The organism is Arthrobacter sp. D1-17 (genome assembly GCF_054130535.1).
In genome coordinates this window covers 414576-438163 of sequence record NZ_CP096382.1, presented here as the reverse complement: position 1 = coordinate 438163, position 23588 = coordinate 414576, and the positions used below count along the sequence as shown (strand labels likewise).

Sequence of the window (23588 nt, the reverse complement as noted above, 5' to 3'; positions counted from 1 at the left end):
GTGGGGATCGTTGAATTGGTTCTCAGCGGGATAGCAGCAGCGCCTCGCCCTGGCCGCCGCCGCCGCACAGTGCCACGGCCGCTTTGCCGGTCCCGCGGCGCATGAGCTCATGTACGGCCGAGACGACTACCCGTGCGCCGGAAGCCCCAATAGGATGGCCGAGGGCGATCGCACCCCCGTTGACGTTAACGCGGTCCATGTCGAGGCCCAGCTGTGCCGCCGATTGCAGAGCCACGGAGGCGAACGCCTCGTTGATCTCCACGAAGTCCAGGTCCTCTGCTGTCCAGCCTGCCGTCTGGAGTGCTTTGCCGATGGCGAGGGCCGGTTTGTCCGGCAGCGAGGTGTCCGGTCCTGCGGTCTGTCCCGGGGAACCGACCGTGGCGAGGATTTCGAGGTCGTGGGCCTCCGCGTAGCTGCGGGTGGTCAGGACGACGGCGGCAGCGCCGTCGTTCAGTGGGGAGGCATTGCCGGCGGTGACCGTACCGGTCGGGGAAAACGCCGGCCGAAGCATGGCGAGGGACTCCGCCGTGCTATCGGGACGCACACCCTCGTCGATTCTTACGAGGTCGACGTCCCCGCGGCGCCGCGGCACTTTGACCGGGACGATCTCGGCGTCGAAGAGCCCGCCAGCCTGGGCCGCTGCGGCACGCCTGTGGGAGTCGGCGGCGGCTTTGTCCTGCTGGGCACGAAGGATGCCCAGGGCATCATTGGCACGGTCGGTGGCGAGTCCCATCGCCTCATGGTCGAAGGCATCCGTGAGGCCGTCGTGGGCGGCGGAGTCAATCAGCACTGCGTCGCCGTAGAGGTGCCCGGCCCGGGAACCCGACAGCAGGTGCGGGGCGTTGCTCATGGATTCCTGTCCCCCGGCAACCGCCACCGCGGCCTCTCCCAGCCGCAGCAGCCGGCTCGCCTCGATGATGGCGCTCAGCCCGGACAGACACACCTTGTTCACGGTGGCTGCGTGGGCGCTCAACGGGACGCCCCCGACGACGGCAGCCTGCCGGGCAGGATTTTGTCCGGACCCGGCCTGAAGCACGTGTCCCATTATGACCGCCTCGACGGCGCCAGGTTCGATACCTGCCCTATCCACCGCTGCGGCGACAGCTGCACCCCCGAGCTCGACAGCGGACAACGGAGCGAGCTGGCCCATCAGCCTGCCCTGCGGTGTGCGGGCTGCCCCGACAATGACAACATCTGTACTGCGGTTCATTTTTCTCCTTGAACGGGTATCGGGCGAGAAGTTTGGGTCCCGGTAGCTGTGGACGGCCATGAATTTTCCTAGGGACCGAGAGGCCGAGCCCTCCCCCTAGACATAGAGCGTTGTTCAGGGGCGCTGCTGGGCGAGTTCAGCAGCGCCCGTCCATATCCGCATCCCCCATGCGTGGGTCTCTACAGTTCATCGAATACTCGACCCATGTCGGCCCAGGCCTGAGCGCGGGCACGCTTCGTCCAGGCGGCCAACGCCCAACCGGCCACAACGATCGCGACTAAGACCCATGGGATGACACGAAGGGCCATCGGAATGTCTCCCCCGGGCTCGTCCGGAACGAACGAGAAGTAGAGACCGGCGAGGATCGCGACCATAGCGAACATCCCAGCTCCCACTCCAGCAAGGATGAACTTCCGCATGCGATTTCGCATGCCGTGAATGATCCCGGTGATACCGAGCATCAGGTACACGAACATCACCACGGGGGTTCCGAAGTTGAGCAGAAGCGTAAAGACGAACACGCCTCCCGTGACATGGTTATCAGTTCCCGCGAGCTCGACTTGCGCGTCCTTTGCCACGAAGAGCACTGATCCGCCGATCAGGAGGATCCAGATCACAATAGCCAGGATCATCGAGTTCCACGGGGTGTTCCAATGCGGGTGCAGTCGTCCGAGTCGCTTCGGCAGCACGCCCTCGCGCCCCATGGCGAACAGGACTCGTGACGATGCGGTGTGGAATCCCAAAGCGCAGAACAGGCTTGACCCACCAGCGGCAGCGAGGACCAGTGCCGAGGTGAGTGTGTTCGGAGCGACTGCGGCGAGACCGGTTGCCGAAGCGGGCCAGTCAATCTTGGCTTGTTCCACTCCGAAGCCAATGGCGGTCGCGTAGCTGATAATTACGTAGAAGATCCCGGCGATGAGGATCGAACCGATAATTGCGCGGGGTATGTTGCGCTTTGAATCACGCGTCTCCTCAGAGAGGGACGCGCTTGACTCCGAACCTACGAAAGACAGCATGGCGAAGCTCATGCCGAAGAAGACACCTATCCACGGGGTTCCTGCGGCGGGTGGCCAGAAGGCTGTCGGGTCCCAGCTTGTGCCGGCTGCTGCAATCGGTGTCTCGCCATCGACAAGGCTGACTTCAGGCGATCCAATAGCGATAACAATGAAGGCGACCACGAGCATGGCTGACATGCTCAGCACAAGGAAGATGAGCTGGTTCCTCGTTGACACAGCAATGTTGAAGAAGTTGAGGAGGGTGATGATCGCGATACCGAGCAAGGTGAACCAGTACCACTGCACTGCACCACCAAAGAGTACTTCGACGAGCTGAGACATAAAAAAGCCGAAGCCGCCCAGTACGCCTGCACCGAAGAGAAGGTATGCGCTCACATAGGCCCAACCTCCAACAAAACCGGTGGTACGACTTGCGCCCTTGCTCAGGTAGGTGTAAATCGATCCGGCTGAGGAGAGGCTTCCTGCGAACAAGGCGACCACGGACCCCACGCACAACATACCCAGCGCCCCCAGCAAGAAGGAGAGCGGCGTTGCTCCCCCGGCTTGCGTGGCGGCCAAGTAGGTCAGAAATGCGCCTGACATTGCCGGTGCAATTACCGACAAGCTTTGAGCAAGAACATCCTTGAGTCCGAGTTTCCTGCGAAACTCCTGGACAACCCGTCCTTCTGTCTGGACAGCCTGTACTTCTGTACTGTGATTCATTTTTCTCCTTGAGCGGGTAACGGGCGGGAAGTTTGAGTCCCGGTAGCTGTGACGGCCACGGTCGCGGGCTAGCGGGCGGCGGGAAGGGGTACGCGCAGTCCCGGCTGGAATGCGGTGCCGGTTTCCCGGTCCAGCAAGGGGGTCAGTCCCCCGGTGTGGAGGGGGTAGTTTGCCCCGAGGATCATGCACAGGTCGATCTGTTCCGGCCCGGCCACCACGCCCTCATCCAGCATTTCCATGATTTCTTCTGCCAGCGCGGCCACGATACGGGCACGGACGGTACCGGCATCTGCCGGGACGGGCGACCCGAGCAACGAGGCCGCCTCAGCGGACATACGGCCGTTGTCGTCCAGGTAACCGGGCAGCCCCGCGGCCACAAGCCTCTTCAGGCTGGTACTGACGCTGAACCGCTGCGGATAGGCCTGGTGCATGGTCTCGCAGATGTGCAGCTGCACGGACGGGCCGATGAACTGCAGCAGCTGCAGTGGCGTCATGGGCAGGCCCAACGGGTCCAGGGCATGGTCCACGGTCTCCGGATCCGCCCCGCCATCAAGCAGGGAGAGGACCTCGCTGAAGAGCCGGGTCAGTATCCGGTTGACCACGAAACCTGCCGTGTCCGTGACGAGCACAGCCGTCTTGCTCAGACGCCGGGCCAGCTCGAATGCCGTCGCGAGCGTGGTCTCGTCCGTCTGGGGGGTGGTGATGATTTCCACCAAGGGCAGCACGGCCACGGGGTTGAAGAAGTGGAAACCGATCAGCCGCTGGGGATGTGCCAGGCCCGCGCCCATGGCCTCGATGGACAGCGAGGACGTATTGGTCAGCAACAGGGCGTCCGGCCTGACCAGGGTTTCCAGTTCGGCGAAGACCGCCCGCTTAACGTCCAGCTCCTCGAAGACGGCCTCGATGACCACGTCACAGTCGGCGAACGCGGTCTTGTCAGTGCCGCCCGTCACCAGGGCGCGGATAGCCTCGGCCCCGGCCTGGTCCAGGCGCCCGCGGCCCACGGGCTTATCCAGCTGAGCCGCTATCCAGCCCAGTGCCGTGTCTATGCGCTCCTCCGACAGATCCGTGATCCGCACCGGCACGCGCAGGTGCTGCGCGAAGACGAGGGCGAGCTGGCTGGCCATCAGTCCCGCCCCGATGACGCCGACGGCGCGCACCGGCAGCGGGTCGGCGGCGGGGCCACCCACGGGCTTTTTCGCCAGTGACTGTGTCAGGTGGAAGGCGTAGATGCTCGCCCGGGCCTCGTCCGAGAGCAGCAGCTCACCGAAGGCCCGCATCTCGGCCGTCGGGTCAGCTTGTCCGGCGGAGGCCGTCGCACCTTCTGCAATGAGTTCCAGTGCGCGGTAGGGCGCCGGCGCCGCCCCGTGCAGACGGGCATCGAGCCGGGTCCGGATGTCCTCCAGCGCCACAGGCACCCCGGCGCAGGCTTCGGACTTTGAATCGCTGGCGGTATGGGACTGCAGCGGGGACGGAACCGCGGCCGTGGCCCCGCTGGCGAGGATGCCGGCCGCGAAATCCAGGGAGGCGGCCAGGAACCCGTCCTGTGGAAGGACAGCATCAACCAGGCCCAGGTCAGCGGCAGCCCGCGCCGAGAGGTTCTTCCCAGCAAGGGAATCTGTAACCATCAGCCGGGCCGTGACGGCAGGGCCGACAAGAGCTACCGTGCGCGGGATACCGCCCCAGCCCGGAATCAGGCCCAGGCGCACCTCGGGAAAGCCCAGGGCCCGGACCGAGTCCGCAGCGGTGCGGTGGCCGGCGTGCAGGGCCAGCTCCAGCCCTCCGCCCAGTGCAAGACCGTTGATGAAAGCAAAGGTGGGCACGGGAAGCGCCTCCAGCAGGCCGAAAGCCTCGAGACCCCGGCGTGCGACGTCCTCGGCCTGTTCGGCCGTGGACGCCTCCGTCATTTTCTTCATGTCAGCGCCGGCGCAGAACACAGGGCCCGTGCCGGTCACCGCCACTGCATCCACCCCGGACAGGTCCAGGCGGCGCACCGCGGCCGCAAAATTGTTCAGGGACGCCGGTCCCATCGTGACCGGACGACGGTCGGAATTCTCCAGCGTCAGGATGGCGAAGCGGTAACCGGCGTGACCAAGGTAGTCAGTACGGACATTCGTCAGAGACTCCCCGGAGGTCGGGTCCTGGGCTCTTGTCTGATGAGTGTTGTCTCCCATGCTGCTGTGATCCTTCCATTGCGTGTGGTGGTGCTCATGCGTGGGTGCGTCGGGGGACATCGGTTTGGTGGCTGTTTCCTACTGGGTGGCGCGCTGTTTCCGGAGGATGTATCGCTGGATTTTCCCTGAGGGTGTTTTGGGCAGATCCTCAACGAAATGGATCCGCCGTGGAAAGGCGTGCGCCGCGTACTGGGTTTTGACGTGGTTCTGCAGTTCGGACACGAGGTTTTCATTGCCTGTGACGCCTTCTTTGAGGACGACATAGGCTTCGAGGACTTCTCCACGGAGTTCGTCGGGGGCTCCGATGACACCGCTTTCGAGGACTGCCGGGTGGGTGGACAGGACGCTTTCAACGTCGAAGGGTCCAATGCGGTATCCGGCCATGATGATGAGGTCGTCATCCCGGGATGAGAAGTAGTAGTACCCGTCGGCGTCGGTTTTTCCGGCGTCGCCGGTGAGGTACCAGCGCCCGTCCTGGGTGAAGTGCTCGGCTGTTTTTTCGGGGGCGTCCTGGTATCCGGTAAACCACATCATTGGGCTTTCGGGGACGCTCACGGCAACCCGCCCCATCTCATCGACAGCGGCCAATTCGTCAGATTCGTCTTTTAGTACAGAGCAGGTCCAGCCCGGCAGGGGATGCCCCATCGAGCCCGGGCGCACGTCCTTGCGTACGTCATCGTGCCAGGCGTTGACGATTATCATGCCGTGCTCGGTCTGTCCGTAGTGGTCCCGGACCGGCACACCAAGGGCTTCTTCGGCCCAGGCAACCACTTCAGGTGTCAGCGGCTCTCCACATGAAGATGCCCTGCGCAGGCTCAGGTCCTTCGGCATTGACCCGGACTTGGCACGCATGGTCCGGTAGACGGTGGGGGCGGCAGTGAAATTGGTTACCTTGAACAAGTCGAGCACAGCAAAGCTGAGCTCCGGGGAGAACGGTGCATGCAGCAGCAGGGTGCGCCGGCCCGCGGCGAGGGGGCCGAGGATCCCGAAATACAGGCCGTAGGCCCAACCCGGGTCCGAGGCGTTCCAGAACACATCATCTTCGCGTACATCCAGGCCGAGTTCGATGTATTGACGGAAGCCCGCCAGCGCGCGGACCGGAACGGGCACGCCTTTGGGCGTGCCGGTGGTCCCGGACGTAAAGAGCATCACCAAGGTTCCCTCGCCTCCGAGGGTTTCGGCCGGGATACCGGGCAGCTGGACGTTTAGCATCGGAGCCAGGGCAAGGTCCGGCGCCGTTGCCTGGTCCCCGGCGACCAGGATCGTGGCTGAAGTGTTTTTGATTTTTTCGCGCTGGTCAGCGTCGGTGATGACGACCTTGGCGCCAGATGCTGTGAGCCGCAGCTCAATTGCTGGCCACGCGAAGGCCGTGAACAGGGGTACATGGACTGCCCCACGCCGCCAGATAGCCAGGAGCATGACGACGAGGTCGGCGGATTTGCCCATCAGAGTTGCGACCGTGTCACCGGGCCCGACTCCCAGCTCAGCCAGGGCGGCCGCTCCCCGTTCCGAACGTTCGCGGAGTTGGCCGTAGGTGATGTCCTCGCTGGAGAGATCGGCTTCGATGATGGAAAAGGCAATGGTGTCGGGGTCATGTGCGTCGCAAAGAAGCTCCGCGGCACAGGCGTCGGGAGCGGAGTAGCGGCCAAGAACGGCCTCGGCAGTGTGGACGGGTGCGGGCATTTTCAATCTCTCCTACGGGTAAATGATGGCCGGCATGAAGGCCAGAAGACCAAGTACTCCATGCCCTGTGCGGAAAGCAGTGTCAGCACGGTTCGGGCAAGGCCGCCCGGACCCATGCAGGGCTATAGGTTGTTGTCAGAGCGCAGTGTTTGGACTTGCCAGGGATGTAGCCACTGCTCCGGGTGCTAGAAGGCTATGACGGCCATGATTAGGACAGAGAGTCCCATGGCCGCCGTCTCAATCCGGTCAAGCTGCCGATTGGTATGGACTTTGCAGGCTTGCCAAAGGCTGGCGACGGCATAAGCCGCCGCCCCTGCTCCAAGAAGGATTTCCAGCGGGTTTGTGGAGCCGTGCATGCTGTGTCCTGTCTCCGGTAAGTGAGCGTGGACCGAATCCATGCAAATGAGCAGCGCGGCCATCAATATGGCGCCGATGTTGCGGTGAACGGTCATCCCACCGCAACCATGGCTGGCAGTGCCGTTGCGGATGATACTTTGCTGCACACCCGAGGCCATGGCCAGAGTAAGCATGGCAAGAGACCATCCCAGGGCCGGAAGGAGGTTGAACCCGGCCACCGCCTCAACCATCGCGATGAGCATGACAGTCGAATTGGTGACAGCGAGAGCTTTCCCCCGGCCTTTGGCCGCGGCCGCACAGGATGTGCCGACCGCGGCCAGTCCGACAGTCCCCAGGTGGAGGGCTTCAACCATCGTTAACCATGGCACCCGTGGGCCTCGCCGGCCGTGGGGTTGGCGCAGTGCCCTGCGGCCTGGTTCGGCGGGACGTTCAGCGCCGGGTTCTTACCAAAGAAGCCGTAGGGTTTGAGGCTGAACTTGGCGTAGTCGGTTGGCATAACCGGCCAGTCCTCGGGCCGCGGGAAGTGGGTGGGTCCGAAGGTGTGCCACAGCACGATGTCTTCGCCGTCCACGGACTTGTCCTCAGCGGTGAAGGCCGGCAAACCACCGCCGCCGGTGCTCTGGTGGACGAAGTCTCCGGCAGCGTAGCGCTCGGTCGGGTCGTACTGGGTAACCCACAGGTGCTTGGTGGCGAATGCGGCGCGGGCGGCAAGCGAGGATGCCGGGTCGGCCATGAGGGTGGGCTGGTCGCCGGGATAAAGGACGTATCCGGTGGGCTGGCCCAGTCGGTTTGTCTTCTCAGTGTTCACGATGTGCCAGGCGCGGCCTACTGATCCTTTGGCTTCACGGGCCGCTGTTTGTTCTGTGGCCAGCCGGGTTACCGACTTGGTGAAGGCCTCTCCCCGGTCGTTGGTGTCGCTGAACGGCAAGCGCACGGCATCGACTTCATCGACGGCGTTTTTTACGCCGTCCACCATCATGTCCAGTCGGGCGCTGAAGAGATGCTGGTGATAGGGGGCGCCCAGTCCGGGGGCGACCTCGGAAGTGAACGGGGCGTCGGCCTCGGCGTAACCGGAGGTGAAGAGGATGCCGGTGAGTTTGGCTTCCAGCTCGATGGTCCCGTCGAGGTAGAGGTACCAGTAGAACCCGTAGTCGTAGTTACCTACGGTGGTGAAGCTGCTGATCACCAGACGGCGGGAGCGCCGTACCTCGCTGGAGTTGGTGAACATATCGCTATGCTTCCAGAGGGTTCCGAAGTCCTCTTCGTGCATGCAGATGCCGTTTTTGATGGTGAAGGGCGTTCCTAGTTCGTCGCTGAGGACAGCGTCGAAGTACTGGATTTCACCTACACAGTCGCAGCCCAGTTCCAGTGAGTTTGTGAAGCGGCCGAAGAGGTACTCGCCAAGGTCAAAGTAGTTTTGCCAGAACCGGATGGGGGAAGGGTCCCCGTACGGCACGACCATTTCCGCGATGGAGCCCCGATACATGACCGGCCGTTCCTCGCCCCCGTCAGTGAAGGACAGATTGCGCAGGATCAGGCCTTCGCGGGCATCGAAGCCGATGTCGAATTTCCAGTTAGCCCAGGTGACCGACCGCTCTTCAACAGTGAAGCTGGGGCCTTCGGGCTGGGTGATTTCTATGGGCTTGAGTGTGCTTAGCGGTTCGCCCTGCACGGCGGGGTCATCAAAGTTGCCGGACTCGGCCGGAACCGGCACGGCCCCGGTATCGATGAGGCGGGTGATTTTGCGGCCGATGGTGTCAACATAAGCGCAGAGCCCTTCCAGCGGGTGTGCCCATGGATGGTCTTCGGGATAGTCCTGGCGGAAGGCCAGCACTCGCACGATGCGACGCCCTGCTTCCTCCTCGAAGCCGTAGGAGCCGGCGGACAACGGAATGCATACGACCTTCTGCGGCTCCGTTCCCCGGTCAGCTAGGGACTGCACCCAGCGCGGGTCTTCGGCGCAGATCCCGGCAATGGCATCGAACTCCTCCAGCAGGATGGGGGTTTGGCCCTCGGCTGGGTCGATGGCCACGGAGGTCAACACCCGGGCCTGGTCCAGGGAGACGATGTTGTCCGTGGAAGCACCGGTGGCCATGTCCAGCAACATCACCCGGGCCCGGCGTTCCGGTCGGGGTCCGGCACCTTCTTTGTAGGCAAGGACTTCCCGCTTGTGGGGTTCCTCCAACCCCACATAGGCAAAACGGGTGGTGAGTGTGAAGGTAGGTTCGGCCGAAATGATCTCCCGAATCTTGACAAACTCGTCGGCTGTCAGATCCGACAGTGGTGCTAACGGAGACTGGGCAGGATGACCTGGGTGATGAGCGGAACTTTCAACAACGGGGATGGTCATGGAAGTCCTTCTTTCTGGTTGTAGTGATGCTGACGGAGAAATTACTTCGATTTGGACGGTGAGGCCAGCGCGTCCTTCTGCCTATGCATGGGCCTGACTGGACGAATCCGCGATCAGGGCAGCGTCGCAGCTACTCTGTGAGTTTTCCCGGCGGAGGCTTCCGTGCACTTGCTGTAGGGCTGGATGAGATATTCATGCTCATCCTCAGGCTTTGCTGCGGCCCGCAAAGGAGGCTATGCGGTTCCTGGTGTTCTCGTGGGCGACAATGGTTGAAATGGTCGCCACTTCATCGTCCAGATGTTTGCTGTAGGCGGCGACAGCGGCCGTGGTTAGCAGGCGTTTGGTCGGCCCCAGCGTCTGGGCGGCAGAGCCGGCGAGGCGGAGGGCCAGGTCTTCGGTCCGGAGCTGAAGTGCGAATTCGTCCACGACCTCATTGACCAGACCCCACTGGAGTGCCTCGGGTGCCGTAACTACCCGGCCCGACAGGCAGATCTCGGCTGCCCGGCGCGGACCTACCGCTTGGGGCAGCAGGTATGAGACGCCGCAGTCAGGGGTAAGCCCCACCTTGGCATAGGCACTTTGGAAGGACGCGTTTGAGGAGGCCAGGACCAGATCGGAGTTCAGGACCAGGGCGAGCCCTGCCCCTGCGGCTGCCCCATGCACGGCTGCAATCGTCACCAGCCGGGACCGGGCCAAGGCGAGCAGCCCTTCGCTCATCTTTCCGGCCAGAATGCGAAGGAATTCGGCGGGGTCCTCAGCCTCGGCCATGGCCGCCACGTCGCCGCCTGCGCAGAAGAACTTACCGGCACCCTGGAGAACGACCACATGAACGTCAGGGTTGTTTTCTGCGCGGTCTACTGCCGCGCAGAACTCTTCGGCGAGGGCGATGCTCAGTGCGTTGGCAGCAGCGGGTCGGTCCAGCATGATCCAGGCAACTCCGCCGTTGCACCGGAACTGGAGGTTTTCAAAAGTCATCGGGCTTTGCTTCCTTGGATGGTTCGCGATGTTCAAAGGCTGACAAGTCGGAATGTTCGGCAGCATCATGTCCTTCGTGCAGGACGGGCAGGATTTCGTCCTGGTAAAGCAGGTTCAAAGGATGGACTGTTCTGATGAAAGTCTGGGCTTCACTAGTGAGGGTCATGTCATTCCCCGTGCTCAATTCCGAATTGATGGTCCGTTGGGTTGGGGAGTGCGGCTGCCTGTGCAGCTGGCAGTGCTGTCAAGGCGGGCCAGTTCATGAGTGTGGAACGGATGAGGAAGCGCACTCCGTCGGGTGATTCCAGTGAAAACCCGCTCCCTCTGCCCTGCACCACGTCCACCGTCAGATGGGTATGGCTCCAGTAGCCGAACTGCTCTCGGGAGATCCAAAAATCCACTGGCTGGTGTTCAGTGTCAGCGCCGTCGCTCTCAGCTTCAGCGGGGGCAATGTTGAATCGTCCCAGCAGGACGTCGGCCGCTCCGGTCTGAAATTCACCTGCGGGATAGCACATGGGAGCCGATCCATCGCAGCAGCCACCGGACTGGTGGAACATCAACGCTCCATGCCTCGCCCAAAGTTTTCTCAGTAACTCCACTGCATCCGATGTCAGCGCAACTCTGGAGAAATCCTCGCCAGGGAGTGTTACCGCGGCGTCAAGGCGAGCTTTTGTCATGAGGAACTCCTCAGGTAGAACCGTCCAGGCACGTCCTGCAGTGTTGGGCGAATGACTTCGGAGGCGTAGAGGTTGGGGCGAGAGGACGAACACGTCAGCCCTGCCGCACAGCCCCCCGGTCGCTTAGAAGAAGCCGAGTTTGTTTTCGTTGTAGCTGACCAGCAGGTTCTTGGTCTGCTGGTAGTGGTCCAGCATCATGGCGTGGTTTTCGCGTCCGATGCCGGAGGACTTGTAGCCGCCGAAGGCGGCGCCGGCCGGGTAGGCGTGGTAGTTGTTGACCCAGACGCGGCCGGCCTGGATTTCGCGGCCGGCGCGGTAGGCGATGTTGCCGTTGCGTGACCAGACGCCGGCGCCGAGTCCGTAGAGGGTGTCGTTCGCGATCTCCATGGCGTCGTTGTAGTCGCTGAACTTTGCGACCGAGAGGACAGGTCCGAAGATTTCCTCTTGGAAGATCCGCATCTTGTTGTGGCCTTCAAAGACCGTGGGCTGGACGTAGTAGCCGCCGGCGAGGTCGCCGGGGAGCTGGGCGCGGGCGCCGCCGGTGAGCAGTTTGGCGCCTTCCTGCTTGCCGATGTCGATGTAGGAGAGGATCTTTTCGAGCTGGTCGTTGGAGGCCTGGGCTCCGAGCTGGGTTTCGGTGTCCAGCGGGTTGCCCTGAATGATTGTCTCTACCCGTGCCACGGCGTCGGCCATGAAGGACTCGTAGATGTCCTCCTGGACGAGTGCGCGGGACGGGGCGGTGCAGACCTCGCCCTGGTTTAAGGCGAAGAGGGTGAAGCCTTCGAGCGCCTTGTCGTAAAAGGCGTCGCTGGAGTCGGCGACGTCGTTGAAGAAGAGGTTGGGGCTCTTACCGCCGAGTTCGAGCGTGACCGGGATGAGGTTCTGGCTGGCGTACTGGCTGATCAGACGGCCCGTGGTTGTCTCGCCGGTGAAGGCGATCTTGCGGATCCGCGGGCTGGACGCGAGTGGCTTGCCGGCTTCGACACCGAAGCCGTTGACGACGTTGACCACGCCCGCGGGCAGGATGTCGGCCAGCAGCTCCATCAGCACCAGGATCGATGCCGGGGTCTGTTCGGCCGGCTTGAGGACCACGGCGTTACCCGCAGCCAAAGCGGGGGCGAGCTTCCAGACGGCCATCAGTATCGGGAAGTTCCACGGAACGATTAGTCCCACTACCCCGAGCGGCTCGTGGTAGTGGTAGGCGGTGGTGTTGTCGTCGAGCTGTGACAGGCGGCCTTCCTGCGCGCGAATGGCTGAGGCGAAGTAGCGGAAATGGTCTGCTACCAACGGGATGTCCGCCGCGAGTGACTCGCGCACCGGCTTGCCGTTGTCCCAGGTCTCGGCCACGGCCAGCAGCTCCAGGTTCTGCTCAATCCGGTCGGCCACCTTGTTCAGTACCGCAGCGCGCTCGGCCGCCGATGCTTTACCCCAGGCAGGCGCGGCTTTATGCGCGGCATCCAGGGCCAGATCGATGTCCTCGACCGTGCTCCTGGCTACCTCACAGAAGGCCTTACCGGTGACGGGGGTGATGTTTTCGAAGTACTGGCCCTTGACGGGGGCCACCCATTCGCCACCGATCCAGTTCTCGTAGCGGTTTTTGAAGACGACCTTCGAACCCTCGGTACCGGGCTGTGCGTAAACAGTCATTGTTGTTCTCCTTAATTTCCTGAATTCCTCGCCGTCGAGGAACTTGCGCAGTTGTTTGGGCAGACAAATGTAATTCCGGCACGAGGAATAGGACTAAATATTTCCTGGCGGTCTTCCGAAATAACTCACATTCGGGTGGTTCCGCAGCCTCATCACAGGGATGTGATCTTCGTCTCCCGATGTCGGCTACAAACCAAGGTACCCGCGCGCAAGCACTAAAACGAGATGTTTCTTGAAAATTCATATGGGAAATTTGCCTGCAAATTCTCCCATGCTAGTTAACATGCCTGAAACATAGCCGAAGCATGCTGGAAATCTAATGCCCTCCTCGGGCACCACCACGGCAAAGTGTTATGGTCAATCAATCTCGGGCCTATGCCTTACCGCCGCAGTGACGGGATGGACAGCCCCTTTGCATTGAGAGTCAGAAGCCGTGTCCGTTCCTCGCAAACGCTTGATATCCGCCCATTCGCCCGTCGCCGGGCTCAGTCGCCGGAAGCTGCCGTTTATACCCGTCTTCGCGCAAGCGGTGGCGGCGGTTGCTCCAGCCGGCGGTATGTCGGTTGTTCCTGCTCTGGTGTTCGGCGCTACGGGCACCAACCTCGTCATGTCCTTCCTGATCGCTATGGCAGTGATGCTGCTGGTCTCGTCCTGTCTGCGCCCGATGGCGCAAAGAATGGCAGCTGTCAGTGGCCTGTACAGCTACACAGCAAAGGGGCTCGGCCCCAGCGCCGCCATCACTGCGGGGTGGTCGATGATCTTCGGCTATGGTCTGATCGCGATGGCGAGCCTGCTGGCCGCCGGGACATACGGGGCCAAAATTGTGGAGAGTCTGTGGGGTTCCGCCGGCGGCGGAACCCTGGTCGTAACCTTGATCATCATTGCTGCCGCTGCCCTGGCGGGTTTCTTCATGGTCCGCGGCATCCGCATATCAGCAAAGGTGACCCTCCTGGTGGAGTGCGTTTCGATCCTGTTGCTGGCCTCTTTGCTTACGGCCTATTTCGTACTGGCCCGACCACATGTGGACCTCGGTTCGCTCATTGCACTGAAGGGAAATATTGGTTCGCTCTCCCTCGGGGTGGTTGTGGCGGTTAGCGCTTTTGTCGGTTTCGAAAGCTCAACGACTTTGGGAGGAGAGGCGCAGCGGCCCTTTATCAACATCCCGCGCACGATCCGTTGGACTCCGATAGTCACCGGGGTGCTCTACCTTCTTGCGGTAACGGGACAGGACATCGCACTGAAGGACGCACCCGGTTTCATCGCATCAAGCCCAACGCCGCTATCTGACATGTTCTACTTCAAGACTTCGGCCCTCATGGCGGTCATGCTGGATGTCGGAATCGCCGGATCTTTTTTTGCCTGTGCTGTTGCCTCAGTCAACGCGCTGGCCAGAACTCTTTTTTGCATGGGAAGGGAGGGCGTTGCACCAGCAATAATTGGGCACGCTCATCCAACCTTTAGAACGCCGTGGGCGGCGATTTTGACGGCCATGCCCATTATTACCGCCGTACCCATCGTCATGGTCCTGTCCGGCGTATCACCCGAAAAGGGGCTCACCCACCTCTTCACCTTGGCCGCCTACGGCTATCTCGGTGCTTACGTTCTGGCATGCGCATCCCTGCCCTTTTTCCTGAGGCGGATCGGGGAAGGAACCTGGCTTTCCTGGGCTCTGGGAGGGTTGACGGTTGGCGTCGTAGCTTTCGTGGTCTGGAATGCGGTTTCGCTTTCAGCTCAGGAAGGCAACATCCAGGCGGGCGTTTATGGCTCCCTTGTCACCCTCAGCGTCCTCTATGCCAAGTTTCTCCGGTGGCGCTCCCCCGCTCTCATGGATGAGGTCGGTATATACGATGAAACAAGGGAATCCGATCTTCACTACTCGGCGAACTCCGGGCGGAAAGCGTGAATCTCGGGAGATCAGAGCGCTTGCAATCAAGTGCAACAGTAAACTCGCTGCGGATTCTTGAAACAATTGCCCGCCTAGGTCCCGGTACAACCGCTAAAGATATTACTGATGCGTTATCGATGCCACCAGCTACCGCTTATCGGCTGCTCAATGCGCTTGTCGGAGACGAATACCTGGCAAGAACGGCCGATTTGCGCGGCTTCGCTTTAGGGCACGCAATTACCGGCTTGATCTCTGCAAGTGCGGTCCCATCAGTTCCAACATCGGCCCGCGGTGTCCTAGAAGAATTTCGAGGGCAAACACGATTTGCCGTTCACCTAGTTGTGTTTCAACTTGCGTGCATTAAAATCGCCGATTCTGATCCTGACCATCCTCCGCGTTCTGAGGCTGAGATGACGCGATATCTCCACGCGTCGGCCGCAGGCAAATTGTTTCTTTCGCAACTTGAAGATCTGTTGACGGTTCTTCCCGAGGGTTCACTCAAGAAATTGACGCCCAAAACGATCACGAACCTCGCGTCCCTGGAAGGCGACCTTGAGGAAGTCAACAAGAGGGGCTACGCGATGCAGGTCGATGAACTGGAGGAAGGTCGTTGCTGTCTTGCAGTTCCCATAGCCTTACCGGGTTCACCACCAGGAGGCGCATTATGCCTTGGCGGTACATCGGAACGATTGGACGCGATCAGGGCGCACGTCACATCGGCGCAGCAGGCAGCCACGCGGCTGGCTCCCCTCCTATTCTGACCTCAGGAATGCTGGCGGTAATTTGAGCTGCTTCCCATTCCGATCCGTGCTCCTCCGAAACCTTGCCCTATGGGGCGGCGAGGCGACAGCCAGGCTAAGGGGGCGGCGAGCCTGTGCATAGTGTCGGCGGCGGTGACCCGGGGGCAGGTGTGAGAATCACTCCGAGAGCGGCCCAGATACCGTAGGCAACCCCCAAGGCCAGGCCAGCCCGGAGGACTCCTGCAAGGAAAGCGAAAGAGGCGATGTATCCGGCCACCACGATGATGAAGAAAGCCGGATCATTCAGCGAGAGGGGCGCCGCCACTTCGCTGGTGATCGGGCCGGCTAAGTATCCACTTCATGCATTTGGTCCTCGGAAGTCGCTGGGGTTTATGGGCCTGGCAGCGATTGCTGCGCCTTAGCGGGAGCGTTGCAACAGCACCATGGGTTGCAAGGATGGTGGCTTCGGTGGCCGGTGACAGCCGCAGTCTCGGCTCCCCCAATGGAGGAGCCGAGACAGCCGGTTATGCCCGCGTCAGGCGTGCGGCGCCGGCTATTGCGGAGCTTCCAAGATCACTCTTTTCCAGAGCCTGCTGAGCTTTAAGGGCAGCGGTCCAGGCGTCGGTGGTGCTGACGGCGGCCCAGTTTGAGTTCAGCAGTGCGAGCAGGGTGGTGTGCACTGTTTTTGCGTCGGCGAAACCTGCGTCGTTGGCGAGGTTGATCGCCCCCGGTGGCGTCTGAGAGAACTTCGGTGGTGAAGCCGAGGAATTCGGCTTCCACGGCTGAGGCGAGGATGCAGTTGTTGTTCATGTAGCCGACGAGGGTGACGGTGTCGATGTCCTGCTGGCGCAGCCAACCGGCGAGGTCAGTGTTTGCGTAGACGGAGCCGTACTGCTTGACGAGACCCTTCCATGCATCGGTCCTGCGGCATTCGATCTCGAGGTGAAGGTCAAAGCCGGGTGTGCCCGGTGCGAAGACCGGTGCCCCTTCGCCTGCACTGTGCTGTACGGCCACAACGGGGATGCCGGCGGCGGCCGCAGCGTCCACAGCCCGCGCGATCACCGGCAGGGACTCCTGGTGCGGCGGGTACTGGATCTCGAAGGGTCCATCGAAGTACTGCTGCTGGACGTCGATGAGAATAAGGGCGCGACGAGGGGTGCTCATGATGTTCTCCCGGATAGTGGTTCGCTGGCCGCCGCCTAATGGCAGCCCTTCCATCTTTCGCGCTGCAGCCATCGTCCACCAGTGGCACACATGCCTGTGTACGATTGATTCAGGCCAAACTATGAAGGAGGGGCCCTAATGCGGATAGCGGTGTATGCCTTCGATGACGCGACGATGTTTCACCTTGCTGTTCCGCAGATGGTGTTCGACGAGGTCACGCGCCAGGGACTCGCTGAATGGAAGACCGTTCTTTTCTCCGACCAGGCCGGCCAGGTTCGAACGACAGAGGGCTATCTGCTGGGAGAGGTGCAAGGACCCAAAGCCGCGGAAGAGGCGGATGTCGTCGTGGTGCCCTCATGGTTCGATGACGGACGCGCTCCCGGCGAATCACTGCGCCTGGTGCTTCAACAGGCACACCAGCGGGGCGCGGCTGTCCTGGGGCTCTGTCTTGGCGCCATCCCCGTTGCAGATGCTGGACTGCTTTCCGGACGCCGGGCAGTCACGCACTGGCAAGCCTTCGATTCCCTCGCTCTCCGGCACCCCGATGTTTCCCTGGATAAAACCGTGCTCTACATCGATCATGGTGACGTACTGACCTCGGCCGGCACGGCATCGGCACTGGATGCCTGCCTGCATCTCGTGCGGACCCGCCTCGGGGCGGACGCGGCGAACAAGGTAGCACGCAGTCTCGTCATCGCCCCGCACCGCGAAGGCGGACAGGCCCAGTACATCGAACACCCCGTTCCCCCGCGCTCCTCCGACGACCCGATCGCGCGCTTGCTCGAATGGGCCTTGGGCCGTCTGGGTGAGCCCCTCAGTATCGATCGCCTCGCCGCCCAAGCGCACATGAGTCGCCGGACCTTCGTGCGCGCCTTCCGGGCTTCAACAGGGACGACGCCGTCGGCCTGGATACGAACCCAGCGGCTCGACGCGGCCCGGCGGCTGCTGGAAACCACCGACCTGTCCGTTGAGCAGGTTGCAGCCGACTGCGGCTTCGGCAGCGCGGTGACCCTCCGACAAAGCTTCGCAACAGCCTTTTCCACCAATCCGACGGAATACAGACGCCACTTCGACGCCCGACTCAAGCAGGGACCCTCACGCTGATTCACCTGAGTCCCCAGCCCATTGCCCATCCAAACCGAACACTTTGAGCATCGATATGACCGCCTCAGGCGGGATAACCCAAGGCGGCGCTCTAGGCGACAACGCCCGCTGCCGCAGTCTTCATGGTGACCCTGTTGCAGCTCCCGGCCGAGGATCCGCAGTGGTGTCCTGTACGCTGCGGCGCCGGGTTCGTGTGGAACGCGGCCGGTCAGCCTGCATCACTCTCGGGGTGACCGCCCCGCGATCACCGGCACCCTGGTTGGTTCCCAGCTCGCAGGACGCTTCCCGGAAGCCGCACTAGGGAAGGCCTTTGGATGGTTTGCCTACGAGGGCTGTTATGTAAAGAAGCGGCACTCAGACCGTTAGTTCGTCAGTGCTTGTGTCGGAGTTTTGGGCTTCGGGTGTTGGATGTCCATTGAGTGTTGTTAGGGCCAGTACCCCGGCGATGACGAGAATAGCGGCGGCGACTAGCAACGCTGTACTGTATCCCGCTGTGAGAGCTGCCCCGGGGCCGACGCCCGCGTGTTCCTGCGGCGCAGAGATGGTGGCCGCGACAGCGGCCAGCACGGCTAGACCGAGAGCGACGCCAATCTGCTGGGCTGAGTTGAGCAGTGCCGAGGCGATTCCTGCCTTGTCCTGGTCAACGTGGTAGAGGGCCGCTTGTGTGAGCGCGATGACGCCGAGGCCGAATCCGAGGGCCAACACAAACATGGCTGGTGCCAGGTGCAGCCAGTAGCTGGCATCCTCGGCGATGGCGGAAAACCAGAGCGCCGCAACCGCGCTGAGAGACGCCCCCTTTGCAGCGACAAGACGTGGTGCTATCTTCAGCAGAAGTTTCGGGCCGGTACCGGCGCCCAGTATGAGTCCCGCGGCGAACGGCAACCATGCAGCACCGGTCTGGAGCGGGGTGAAGTGCTGAACCTGCTGGAGGTAGAGGGTGATGACGTAGAAAGTGCCCATCGGGCCTATGGCCAGCAGCAGCATTGTGCCGTAGGCGCCGGCACGGTTTCGGTCACTGAAGAGGCTTAGGGGCACTAGGGGGTTTTTGCTGTGCGCTTGGGTGAGCGTGAACACCAGGAGCAGAACGGCGGCAGCGCCGAAGAGGACCAATGCCGCTGGGTCGGTGAATCCGGCCTCTCCGAGCCTTGTGATCGCGTACACGAGCGCGACCATCCCGCCGGTGCCCAGGACTGCGCCGAGGATGCCGAGCTGTCCTTGATGGCCGCCCGTGGCTGGGAGGGCTCGGCTGCCCAGGAGAACGAGCAGACCGATGGGAATGTTGATGAAGAACACCCAGCGCCAGCCCAGGGTGTCCGTCAGGACGCCTCCAAGGAGCAGGCCTATGACGATGCCGACGGCGGACATTGCCCCGTAGAGGGACAAGGCCCTGTCGCGCATCTTGCGGTCAGGGAACGTGGTCGAGATCAGCGCCAGGGCGTTGGGGGCCGCCATGGCTGCACCCAGACCTTGGGCGGCCCTGGCGATGATGAGCATTTCCGTATTCTGCCCGAGTCCTCCGGCCAAGGAGGCCACTACGAAGATTGCGATCCCGAGCTGCAGGGTGCGGCGCCGACCCCACAGGTCGCCGATGCGCCCGCCCAGCAGGAGAAGTGCACCGAACGCCAGAATATAGGCGTTTACGACCCACGGCAGGTGAATGGCTTCCACGCCCAGTTCCCGCTGGATGCTGGGTAGCGCGATGTTCACAATCGAGTCGTCCAGTACCAGCATCATCTGGGTAGTTGCGATGACCAGCAGAGGTATCAGACCGCTTCGCTGTCCTGTTTCGGGTCTCACATCGTCTCCTACGTTGCCGGTGGGGTTGCTCTGGTTGCCAATACCTTGACAGATACCCCTAGGGGGTATCCTCCGTTTTAACTTTATACCCCTAGGGGGTACCAGAGTCAACTGCGGCAGATGATCTAAGGTGTCAAAGTGCGCAGAGCGTGCTTGAGACGGGGGGCTAAGCGGTAGGCGGCCATACCGTGTTGTACGGCCAGTCCCCTACCGGACGCCCTTAACGCGGAGGATGGTGGCCGCGCCGAGGAGAATTGATGCGCCAGCGACGATGAACAGCACAGAGTAGTCGCCTCCCCCAAGAGCAAGATGGGAGGAGCGATGGCAGGGGCGATCGATTGTGGGAGTGCGCTGGCGATGCTAAAGACTCCGAGATCCTTGGCCACTGTGATCAGGAAGCATCGGCAACCAACGCTAGACGCTTGACCTGCAAGCCCCCGGGTTACACGCCTGGGTTCGCAACAACCCCATTCTCCGCAGAGGCCGGCGCCTGCTCCTACCTCCGCTAAATGCCCGGTGCCGAACTGTGCCTCTTCAACACCGGTCACTTTGCTCTCGACCCCCCCGCCAGAGTTCGCGTCGCTCAGTGCGGAATTCCTGAACCAGTCTGTAGCTACGCACCTGGTGGCGAGCCGGAGCTCGCCACCAAGATCACTGCCGCTCTACGCAGGATGTTGAAGATCGCCGCCATGGGAATCTGTTTTGAGGTATACCTACCGGTTTAACGTCTGCGATTCCGTACCTTGCACCTAAGGATCGGGCAGGACATATCCCTGGGTGCGAGCAGACGGGTTCTGTCCCTCGCGGGGCGCTTAGTCCATCTCGGCGATGCTCTTCATCGCCTTCCATCCGTGGGTCACTCCTCCGGCGGCGCGCAGCGCGGCAGCGACCATAACGGCTTCTGCAACGTCGGTCTTGGTGGCTCCTGCGGTGATGGCGCGTTTGGCGTGATCTTCGATGCAGTAGGCGCACTGCGTGGTGACAGCTACGCCCACTGCGATGAGCTCGCGAGTGGCCAGATCGAGGTTGCCGGTGTTCTTGTCGAATACCGCCTTGTCGAACGCGAAGAACGCGGAGACCATTTCCGGCGCGCCCTCTTTGAGATCGGTCATGTACTGTACTTCTGCCTGGTGGTCGTGCATCTAATCGTCCTTTCGTCGTGTGGCCGGTTCCCGCACTGCCGTTGGAGAGCTTCTCCCCTCGGCGCGCGCCGCTCCTCCATATGGCAGGTGGGCAGTAGGCGTAAGATCCCCCGCGCGTGTACAAACGCTGGGGGTATTACTGTCAATCCAGTGCTGAGTAGTAAACCGGGGAATGCCTGGTCCCGTTCCTCTGGTGCGCAAGGGAGTGAACTGAACGCTTGCCAGGTTCAGTTCTGTGTTGCGGCGGGCATTTGCGCGGCGATCCGGAGGGCTTCGGCCATGGTGAGGAAGGGGGCCCAGGTGGTTGCGAGCTGTTGGACGGTGAGGCCGGCGGACAGCGCGTACGTCGCGGCCGTGATGACCTCTCCTGCTTCCTCCCCGACCATGTGGACGCCCAGGAGCCGGTCGGTGTCCGGGTCTGAGATCAGCTTGAGCAGGCCGGAGGTCTTGCGGTTGATCAGTGCCCGGGGCACGAAGTTGAGCGGCAGTTCGCGTGTCTCGAATGGGCGGCCGGCGGCGTCGGCTTGGGCGGGGGTCAGTCCGACCGATGCCACGGCCGGGGAGGTAAAGGTAACGCGGGGCAGCACGGTGTAGTCGAGAGCCTGGGGAGCATCCCCGAAGGCGTTGGACACGACGGCGGCGCCCTGTGTTGCTGCGATGTAGACGAACTGCGGGTGTCCCGTGACGTCGCCAGCGGCCCAAATGCGCGGGTGGGAGGTGCGCAGATGCTCGTCCACAGGCACTTCCCGGCGCGCGCCGACGGCGAGCCCGACGGCGTCCAGGTCCAGCCCATCGGTGATGGGGCGTCGTCCTGTGGCGATGAGCAGCCGTTCAGCCGAAATGTGGATAGTGGTGGCGTTGAACTCGACCGTGGCGAGGACACCTTCGCCGTCCGGCTGGACCTGTATCAGGTTGGCCGCTGTCAGTATCTCGATATCTTCCGCCTCGAGAGCCTCCTGCAGCGCGGCAGAAATCGCCGGGTCCTCGAAGGGGGCGATCCTGTCCGCAACTTCGATGACGGTGACCTTGGCGCCCAGTCTGGAAAAAAGCTGTGCCTGCTCCAGTCCGATCGCGTTGGCCCCGACCACTACGAGCGATGCGGGCAACTGGTGCAGGGACATTGAAGTCAAGGAGGTCAAATAATCAACTGTGTGGATCCCTGGAATGGGCGGGACAAAGGGTTGGGCGCCTGTCGCGATGAGGACATGATCGGCAACGATCTTTCCGACGCTGCCGTCCTCACCGGTGATGCTGAGAGAAACGCCGGTATCGTCGGCACCAATGAACGATGCGGTGCCCCGGCGCAAACTGATGCCGGCCTGTGCTGTCGCGCGGACGTGGTCGCGTTCCCGCAGCTGGGAAATGAATGCGTCCTTGTCGCTGATCAGTGATGCCAGGTCCACAGGGCCGGCGGAGGAGGTGATGCCGGGGAATCGGCTGCTGCCGGCTCCTGCGCGGGCCGCCGCAGCTGCCAGGAGGTGCTTTGAGGGCACGCAGCCCACGTTGAGGCAGGTGCCGCCGGGATGGCCGCGCTCGATCATAACGACGGATTTTCCGCGGCGGCGGGCTTCCGTGGCTGCGGCCTTTGCGGCGGAGCCGGCGCCGACGACTGCCAGGTCGTACATCTGGTTTATGATGGGGGTCTTCATGGAAGTCTCCTATGCGTTGGTATCGGACTGGTTCAGGACGGAAGCGGCAGGAGCCGCTTATAGACCGGGACGGCAATCGCTGCCGGTGCCGCATGCATGAGGGCTGCAGCGAGGACGCCGGCCGCCCCGCCCTGCTCGAGCAGGAACAGGTCCGGGATGCAGGAGGCCAGGACGACCACCGGCACGAGCCAGCTGAGTAGTTTCCGCGGGTTTTTCGAAACCGCGCGTGTTATGGCCCAACCCAGGGTGCCCAGCAGCACTCCGAGTACCGTCAGGAGCGTGTACGAGGGCGGGTTAAGGGGCTGGAAGTTGCCGGGCACGCCGGTGATGCGTGCCAGCAGTGCGATCACCGCGTTGGCCCCGACGCCGGCCAGGGCTGCGGCGCAGAGGCCGAAAACGAGGGACCAGGGGCTCCGCCGGAGGGTCGGCTGGACGGGCGGCGTATCGATGATGGGATGCATGCTTCAGCTCCAGGACCGGTCGAGAAAACCGTCGATAAGCTGTGCGATCTCCACCACGTGCGTCTCGAGGGCGAAGTGGCCGGTGTCGAAAAGATGAAGCTCCGCGCGGGGCAGGTCGCGGAGGTATGCCCGGGCTCCCGGCTCAATGAAGAAGGGGTCGTTCCGCCCCCAGACAATGAGGGTTGGCGGAGCGTACCGGCGCAGCCATTCCTGCCAGCGGTCATAGCTTGCGATGTTCGTGTGGTAGTCGAACAGCAGGGAGAGCTGGGCGTCCTTCCGGCCCGGGAGCTCCAGGAAGTGCTGGTCGAGTGTCCATCCGTCCGGGGCGATCATGCCGGGGTCGGCAACCCCCGTTTCGTACTGGCTGCGGGTTCCGGGCAGGGTGAGGACGTCCTGGAGTGTCTGCACGGCGGCGGGGTCGCCGGGGTCCAGCGTGAGGAGCCCGCGGGCCGCCTCTGACAGGCCTTCCTCGTAGGCGTTGCCGTTCTGTACCACCAGCCCGGTGTCCACTCCGGATGCCGCTCCGCGATACGGAATCCGACGGGCGCGCCGAAGTCGAAGACGTACATCGCGAACCGGGACAGCCCCAGATGCTGGGCGAAGCTTTCGATGACTCCCGAGAGGCTGTCGAATGAATACACGAAACCTTCCGGGACCTCGGTATGCCCAAACCCCGGCATATCCGGCGCGATCACCCGGTAGCGCGAGCCCAGCGCGTCAATGAGACGGAGGAACTAGTGGGATCCCGAGGGGAAACCATGTAGGAGCAACAACACCGGTGCGTCCGCGTGGACTGGGCGTGATTCACGGAAGAACACCCGGACACTTTCCAGTTCAACATGGCGATAGGCGACA

General features: G+C 62.5%; 19 protein-coding genes and 2 pseudogenes. 3 read left to right on the top strand and 18 right to left on the bottom strand.

Going from position 1 to position 23588, the window contains the following annotated elements; all coding sequences use genetic code 11:
- Positions 1-22 precede the first annotated feature (22 nt).
- The 10 genes and pseudogenes from M1E01_RS02000 to exaC all read right to left on the bottom strand — a co-directional run bounded on the left by M1E01_RS02000 (position 23) and on the right by exaC (position 12791).
- Positions 23-1210 (bottom strand): acetyl-CoA C-acetyltransferase, encoded by a 1188-nt coding sequence (locus M1E01_RS02000; RefSeq protein ID WP_457973443.1) that lies wholly within the window; start codon positions 1208-1210, stop codon positions 23-25.
- A 179-nt stretch (positions 1211-1389) separates the two neighbouring features.
- Positions 1390-2928, bottom strand: a complete 1539-nt coding sequence (locus M1E01_RS01995; protein WP_457973442.1) for an APC family permease — start codon at positions 2926-2928, stop codon at positions 1390-1392.
- 68 nt (positions 2929-2996) lie between these two features.
- Positions 2997-5102 carry a 3-hydroxyacyl-CoA dehydrogenase NAD-binding domain-containing protein gene (locus tag M1E01_RS01990; RefSeq protein WP_457973441.1) on the bottom strand — a complete coding sequence of 702 codons (2106 nt, stop codon included), beginning with the start codon at positions 5100-5102 and terminating at the stop codon, positions 2997-2999.
- 78 nt (positions 5103-5180) lie between these two features.
- Positions 5181-6785: an AMP-binding protein gene (locus tag M1E01_RS01985; protein ID WP_457973440.1), complete on the bottom strand. Its 1605-nt coding sequence runs from the start codon at positions 6783-6785 to the stop codon at positions 5181-5183.
- Positions 6786-6970: 185 nt separating this feature from the next.
- Positions 6971-7384, bottom strand: a complete 414-nt coding sequence (locus M1E01_RS01980) for a hypothetical protein (protein ID WP_457973439.1) — start codon at positions 7382-7384, stop codon at positions 6971-6973.
- A gap of 113 nt (positions 7385-7497) precedes the next feature.
- Positions 7498-9492, bottom strand: a complete 1995-nt coding sequence (locus M1E01_RS01975; protein ID WP_457973438.1) for a primary-amine oxidase — start codon at positions 9490-9492, stop codon at positions 7498-7500.
- 204 nt (positions 9493-9696) lie between these two features.
- Positions 9697-10467 carry an enoyl-CoA hydratase/isomerase family protein gene (locus M1E01_RS01970; RefSeq protein ID WP_457973437.1) on the bottom strand — a complete coding sequence of 257 codons (771 nt, stop codon included), beginning with the start codon at positions 10465-10467 and terminating at the stop codon, positions 9697-9699.
- Positions 10457-10633, bottom strand: a complete 177-nt coding sequence (locus tag M1E01_RS01965; RefSeq protein ID WP_457973436.1) for a hypothetical protein — start codon at positions 10631-10633, stop codon at positions 10457-10459. The genes M1E01_RS01970 and M1E01_RS01965 overlap by 11 nt, the downstream gene beginning before the upstream one ends.
- A gap of 85 nt (positions 10634-10718) precedes the next feature.
- Positions 10719-11144, bottom strand: a pseudogene (locus M1E01_RS01960) (DUF779 domain-containing protein); the annotation flags it as partial.
- A 123-nt stretch (positions 11145-11267) separates the two neighbouring features.
- Positions 11268-12791: an acetaldehyde dehydrogenase ExaC gene (gene exaC, locus M1E01_RS01955; protein ID WP_457973435.1), complete on the bottom strand. Its 1524-nt coding sequence runs from the start codon at positions 12789-12791 to the stop codon at positions 11268-11270.
- A 433-nt stretch (positions 12792-13224) separates the two neighbouring features.
- Between exaC and M1E01_RS01950 the strand changes: the two genes are divergently transcribed.
- Together M1E01_RS01950 and M1E01_RS01945 are read left to right on the top strand one after the other, a co-directional pair.
- Positions 13225-14694: an APC family permease gene (locus M1E01_RS01950; RefSeq protein WP_457973434.1), complete on the top strand. Its 1470-nt coding sequence runs from the start codon at positions 13225-13227 to the stop codon at positions 14692-14694.
- A 20-nt stretch (positions 14695-14714) separates the two neighbouring features.
- On the top strand, positions 14715-15437 hold the full coding sequence (locus tag M1E01_RS01945; protein ID WP_457973433.1) for an IclR family transcriptional regulator: 723 nt from the start codon (positions 14715-14717) through the stop codon (positions 15435-15437).
- Between the two features lie 94 nt (positions 15438-15531).
- Here the strand turns inward: M1E01_RS01945 and M1E01_RS01940 are convergent, their stop codons facing one another.
- Together M1E01_RS01940 and M1E01_RS01935 are read right to left on the bottom strand one after the other, a co-directional pair.
- Positions 15532-15741, bottom strand: coding sequence for an SMR family transporter (locus M1E01_RS01940; protein ID WP_457973432.1), 210 nt, complete (start codon positions 15739-15741; stop codon positions 15532-15534).
- A 275-nt stretch (positions 15742-16016) separates the two neighbouring features.
- The gene (locus M1E01_RS01935; RefSeq protein WP_457973431.1) at positions 16017-16580 is read right to left on the bottom strand and encodes a cysteine hydrolase family protein; all 564 of its coding nucleotides are present in this window, start codon (positions 16578-16580) and stop codon (positions 16017-16019) included.
- 138 nt (positions 16581-16718) lie between these two features.
- Between M1E01_RS01935 and M1E01_RS01930 the strand changes: the two genes are divergently transcribed.
- Entirely contained in the window at positions 16719-17684 is a 966-nt protein-coding gene (locus M1E01_RS01930) for a GlxA family transcriptional regulator (RefSeq protein WP_457973430.1), read from the top strand.
- A 354-nt stretch (positions 17685-18038) separates the two neighbouring features.
- Here the strand turns inward: M1E01_RS01930 and M1E01_RS01925 are convergent, their stop codons facing one another.
- From M1E01_RS01925 to M1E01_RS01900, 6 genes and pseudogenes are all read right to left on the bottom strand, one after another.
- A complete protein-coding gene (locus tag M1E01_RS01925) occupies positions 18039-19481 on the bottom strand; it encodes an MFS transporter (RefSeq protein WP_457973429.1) in 1443 nt (480 codons plus the stop codon).
- A gap of 812 nt (positions 19482-20293) precedes the next feature.
- Positions 20294-20623: a carboxymuconolactone decarboxylase family protein gene (locus tag M1E01_RS01920; protein ID WP_457973428.1), complete on the bottom strand. Its 330-nt coding sequence runs from the start codon at positions 20621-20623 to the stop codon at positions 20294-20296.
- A 227-nt stretch (positions 20624-20850) separates the two neighbouring features.
- Positions 20851-22272 carry a mercury(II) reductase gene (gene merA, locus M1E01_RS01915; protein WP_457973427.1) on the bottom strand — a complete coding sequence of 474 codons (1422 nt, stop codon included), beginning with the start codon at positions 22270-22272 and terminating at the stop codon, positions 20851-20853.
- Positions 22273-22304: 32 nt separating this feature from the next.
- Positions 22305-22733 (bottom strand): DUF6069 family protein, encoded by a 429-nt coding sequence (locus M1E01_RS01910; protein ID WP_457973426.1) that lies wholly within the window; start codon positions 22731-22733, stop codon positions 22305-22307.
- A 3-nt stretch (positions 22734-22736) separates the two neighbouring features.
- Positions 22737-23243 (bottom strand): alpha/beta hydrolase, encoded by a 507-nt coding sequence (locus M1E01_RS01905; RefSeq protein WP_457973425.1) that lies wholly within the window; start codon positions 23241-23243, stop codon positions 22737-22739.
- A 59-nt stretch (positions 23244-23302) separates the two neighbouring features.
- A pseudogene (locus M1E01_RS01900) lies at positions 23303-23413 on the bottom strand (hypothetical protein); the annotation flags it as partial.
- Positions 23414-23588: the final 175 nt, after the last annotated feature.